The following is a 4,893-nucleotide window of genomic DNA, read 5'->3' on the forward strand; positions in this document are numbered from 1 at the left end:
AACCCGTGCAAAAGTTGACGAACTCAAATCCGCTCTTGTCAGCATGCATCCTTATGACATCCCTGAAGTGATCTGTCTCCCTGTGAAGGATGGGTATGATCGGTACCTTTCATGGGTTGCAGGTGAGGTATCTGGTCGGCCATAATGGTGAGAAAATTTACGCTGTGCATAATCACAGTGAATCACGATTTATTTTCCTGATGCACAGCATATAGTACGACTGTGATACATTCTGTCTGATGGATTTGATGCGGTTCATGATCTGATTACCGATAATCCGGAGGGAATCAGCATTCATGAGGTTGCAGAGCACCTTGGTATTCATCGGAACACTGCTGCGAAGTATCTTGAGATTCTTCATAGCCAGGGCCTTGCTGAGGTCCGGAAGATCGGTGTAACCAAACTCTACTACTCCAGTCGAAGAACTCCTCTCTCCTGTGTTCTGCGCCTTTTCTCTGAACCGGTATTCGGAGTAGACAGAGGGAAGATAATCAGGTCAGCAAATAGTGCAGCGCTTGATCTGCTGGGCTTATCAGAAGAGGATTTAATCGGTCGTCCGGCGGTGATGCTTGATGAGCAGATATGCACGGGAATATCTGATGGCATTGCCCCCTCTCTTCGGGGACAGTCCTGTTCATTCACTGTTATGAAACACATCAGGGGCAGCCGGATTGTATATACCATCAAAGGAATTCCCGTTCAGCTTGATTCAGGAAGATCCGGAGCGGCGGTCATAATTCATGAGACTGCCCCTCAGGAGGGGATCAGTGAGCGCCTTGTATGTTGTGAAAAACTCCTTGACCGGTTCTTTGCATTGACCGATCCGGTAATTGTGAATTTCTCATCTTCGTTTGAGATATCCTTTGCAAATGAAGGTTTTATCAGGACATTTTCAAGAGCCCCGTCTGTTGGAACCGAAGGATTTCTTCCCTTTGATATGATAGTCCATGACCAGGAAAACCTGAATGACGCACTCTGTCAGGCAAGAGATACTGGTGAATACGGAACTGATCTCCGGATCATACATCCATCAGGTGACATCAGGCTCTACCACTGGACCTTTCATGCCTCGTATGAGGATGAGGTATGGCACTATCTGGCAATCGGGAAGGATCATACCGAGCAGTTCTTTCAGAGAGAACAGTTTCATCAGTTCTTTGAATCAGCCGAGATGATCTTTGGGAAAAGGACACAGGACCTTCGTGAGATCAACCGACGATTATACAATGAAATATCTGACCGCAGACAGACAGAAGAGACCCTTCGGATGTATGAACATACCATCCGGAATGTAGGTGATCTGGTCTTCTGGTTCACGGATGATGGTCTGGTCGCGTATTACAATACAGCAGCCAGAAATGCGCTTTCTATCCCGGAGAAGACCGATAAGCTCTTGATCAGTACCTACCTCACCCATCCGCCTTTTGGTGACTGGAATCTCCTGTTCTCTTCTTTACGTGAACAGGGAAGTCTTGTCCTTGAGACATGCATGGTCAGAGCCGATTCAACACCAATGCCTGTTGAGATCAGGTTTACTCTTATCCCATACAAGGGGAGGGAGTACTGTTGTTGTGTGGCCAGAGATGTCCAGGGGCGGATACATGCCCTCGACAATTTGGTTGAGAGTGAGAACCGGTTCAGGGAGCTTGCAGAGACCATATCTGACGTTGTGTATGTGCAAAACTTACGTGATGGATCGATCGAGTATCTGAACCAAGCATATGAGGAGATCTATCAAAAGCCGGTGAAAGAGCTGTATGATGATCCCGAATCCTGGACCTCCTCTATTCATCCGGATGATTATGACCGGGTGGTAGCGCAGGCAGGTGTTCCAGTAGGAGACCGGAAGAGGATGGAATACCGGATTATACTTCCATCCGGCGAGGTCAGATGGGTTCGGGTAAAGATCCACTATGTCCGTGACAAGAGTCAGACCCCGGTCCGGGAGATAGGGGTTGTTACCGATATCACCCATGAGAAACGGATTCAGGATGAGATAAGGCAGATTAATGAAAAGTTTCAACTGGCAGTCCATGCTGCGCCGGTTACCATTTTCGGCCAGGATCCGGACATGGTCTATCAGTGGGTGGTTAATCCCTCAATTAATCTCGCTATCTCTGATATCATCGGGTATACAGACTATGAGATCTTTCCCCCGGATACTGCGCGTGAATTGTATGCAATAAAAAAACGGGTTCTTGAGTCTGGTGAAGGGTTCTCTGGTGAGTGTTCAATTCAGTTTGGCGGGAAACCCTATCCTACACAATTGTACATACGACCGTTCAGAAATGAACGTGATGAGATAACCGGACTTATCGGGGCAGCCATCGATGTTCATAATATCATCCATCAAAAACGCCGGGAGACGCTGAATGAACAACGGTATCGGCGACTTTTTGATGCAATGCACGAAGGGTATGTTGTTTTTTCACCGGTTCATGCATCTGACGGGACGGTTTGTGATTTCTCCATCACGGATCTGAACCGGTTTGCAGTTCATCAGATCAAATGGCAGAAGAAGGATCTGATCGGAAGGAACCTCTCTGATTTCCGTCCTGATATTGATCACCGGTGGCGGGATGCCCTGCTGCAGGTAGCCCATTCTGGCGATGAGGTCGGGTTTGAGGGTTTTTCTGAATTATTTGGGGGGTATTATTCTTTTAAGGCCTTCCCTGTGGGTGAAGATCTTATCGGGGTGGTGATTCGTGATATTACTGATCAGATACGGCGCTCTGAGCATCTACAGGCACATCGCGATCTTGCCAGGGACCTTGCGGCAACGACCGACATGCATCATGCTCTGGATCTCATATTGCGCACAGCACTTGAAGTCCCTGGCATAGATTCCGGGGGGCTCTATATCCTCCATAACCGTGATGATGTCCCGGTTTTACGTCTCTACTGTCATGCCGGGCTTTCAGAGGAGTACATCAGTGCGGTCAGTGAGATGGTTGTTAATGAATATATCCTGACATTGTTTGATAACGGGGCGCCCCGCTATATCTCCGTCTCTGACCCTTTGGCAGAAAAGATCCGCACTCTTCTGGAGAAGGAAGGAATATTCTCATATGTTCTCATCCCCCTGTATGAACACGGCATTCTTGTCGGATGTCTGAATCTGGGATCGCATACCCTGCCGGAGATCCCGGTTCGTGAGCGCCCATTTCTGGAGGCATTGTCCGGATGGCTTGGGAAGACTCTGCCCCGCCTGATTCATTCCAGGGCTGATAATTCTGTAACCGGGTATGCAGTCGTAAAATCCGATGGATCTATCATCGAAGGGTCCCTCTGGGAGAACCTGTCTTCAGCTCCACAAGAGGTCACGGGGTGTATCAGGGAGAATCATGCCCAGCTTATAACCGGCAACGAGATCACCTGTGTACGATCCACGCCATTGCCACCACTCCTGATCCGGTTCTGCCCCTGGGGTGGTGAGGTTGCGTTTCTGGTCAGGTCAGGAGAGAGCAGATCCTGATCTTTAGCCGGTCATGATCACACAGAGCGACATGACAAAAAAGTGCGCGGGTAAGGATCTCTTCGATCCGTTCCGTATCTGTTAGTTCCTTCTCTTTTCGACGCATCAGTTCTGCTTGTTCTGTTCAATCACGGCAACAAGACCAGCTGCAATTGCTGCGACTTTTTTGTCTGCACGAAGGGGCGTTGCCAGCTGGGTCATCCTGGTCTCCTCTTCCTGGATGTACCGCTTCAGGGTCCGGCTGATATGCTCCTCCTGCAGGAAGTGGGTGTGTGTATTCCCAGCGATGAACTCCGGGTTGTGAATGATGGCATGGTGGAGGGGCAACGTGGTCTTGACTCCCAGGATAACATACTCGTAAATTGCGCGTCTCATCCGGGCAATGGCATACTCCCTGCTCATTCCCCACGCGCAAAGTTTGGAGATCATTGAGTCATAGAACGGCGGGATGGTATACCCGGCATGAATACCTGAGTCCAGCCTGATCCCCGGACCACCTGGTGACCGGTACCTGGTGATCTTGCCGGGGTCTGCCGCGAAATTGTTCATGGGATCCTCGGCATTAATTCGGCATTCGATCGCATGACCGCGCAGAGTAATGTCCTCCTGGCCGTATTCGATGGGATCTCCTGACGCGACAATGATCTGTTCCTTTACAATATCGATCCCGGTGACCAGTTCGGTGATGGTATGTTCCACCTGCAGCCGGGTGTTCATCTCCATGAAGTAATACTCGCCACTGTCATAGAGGAATTCAACGGTGCCGGCATTGACGTAATCCACCGCCTCAGCTACTTTGAGCGCAGAGTTGGTCATCCTCTCACGCAGTTCAGGGGTCATAACCGGACAGGGTGCCTCCTCAATGAGCTTCTGGTGCCGGCGCTGGATGGAGCACTCCCGCTCAAACATGTGGACGCGGTTATTATGTTCATCACAGAAGACCTGCACCTCAACATGCCGCGGTTTCTGGAGGTACTTCTCGATAAATACGGTATGGTCACCGAATGCCGACTCTGCGATCCGCATGGCACCGTCGAGGGCGGATTCGATTTCAGAGGGGTCATGCACTATCTGCATGCCGATACCCCCGCCACCCGCGCTTGCCTTGACGATGACCGGGTATCCGATGGAGTCAGCAACCGATGCAGCCAGATCAAGATCATCAATCCCTCCGTCAGTTCCCGGAAGGACCGGGACACCGGCATCTTTCATGGTCTGCTTTGACCGGATCTTTGATCCCATAGCGGCGATGGTTTTGGATTTCGGACCGATGAAGGTGATACCCTCTTCGGTACAGAGCCTGGCAAACTCCGCATTCTCTGCAAGAAATCCATAGCCCGGGTGAATGGCCTCGGCGCCTGCCTTTTTTGCGACTGAGATGATCCGTTCCTTGTTCAGGTATGATTTTGACGGAGGTG

General features: G+C 50.3%; 4 protein-coding genes. 2 read left to right on the forward strand and 2 right to left on the reverse strand.

Features of this window, described 5'->3' with window-relative positions; genetic code table 11:
- Both cutA and LDL35_RS14490 read left to right on the forward strand, forming a co-directional pair.
- The coding region (gene cutA, locus LDL35_RS15505; RefSeq protein ID WP_369694952.1) for a divalent cation tolerance protein CutA at positions 1-145 on the forward strand (145 nt) is incomplete at its 5' end.
- A 345-nt stretch (positions 146-490) separates the two neighbouring features.
- Complete coding sequence (locus LDL35_RS14490) at positions 491-3,475, forward strand: PAS domain-containing protein (protein ID WP_304023723.1); 2,985 nt, start codon at positions 491-493, stop codon at positions 3,473-3,475.
- On the opposite strand, the gene LDL35_RS14495 is transcribed toward LDL35_RS14490, so the two are convergent.
- Both LDL35_RS14495 and LDL35_RS14500 read right to left on the reverse strand, forming a co-directional pair.
- The gene (locus LDL35_RS14495) at positions 3,450-3,581 is read right to left on the reverse strand and encodes a hypothetical protein (protein ID WP_304023719.1); all 132 of its coding nucleotides are present in this window, start codon (positions 3,579-3,581) and stop codon (positions 3,450-3,452) included. The two genes, LDL35_RS14490 and LDL35_RS14495, sit on opposite strands and share 26 nt — an antisense overlap.
- Positions 3,581-4,893 (reverse strand): acetyl-CoA carboxylase biotin carboxylase subunit (locus tag LDL35_RS14500; protein WP_304023721.1); only part of this gene is annotated, 1,313 nt, incomplete at its 5' end. The genes LDL35_RS14500 and LDL35_RS14495, both read right to left, overlap by 1 nt.

This window comes from Methanospirillum hungatei (assembly GCF_020216685.1).
Taxonomy (GTDB): Archaea; Halobacteriota; Methanomicrobia; order Methanomicrobiales; family Methanospirillaceae; genus Methanospirillum; species Methanospirillum hungatei_B.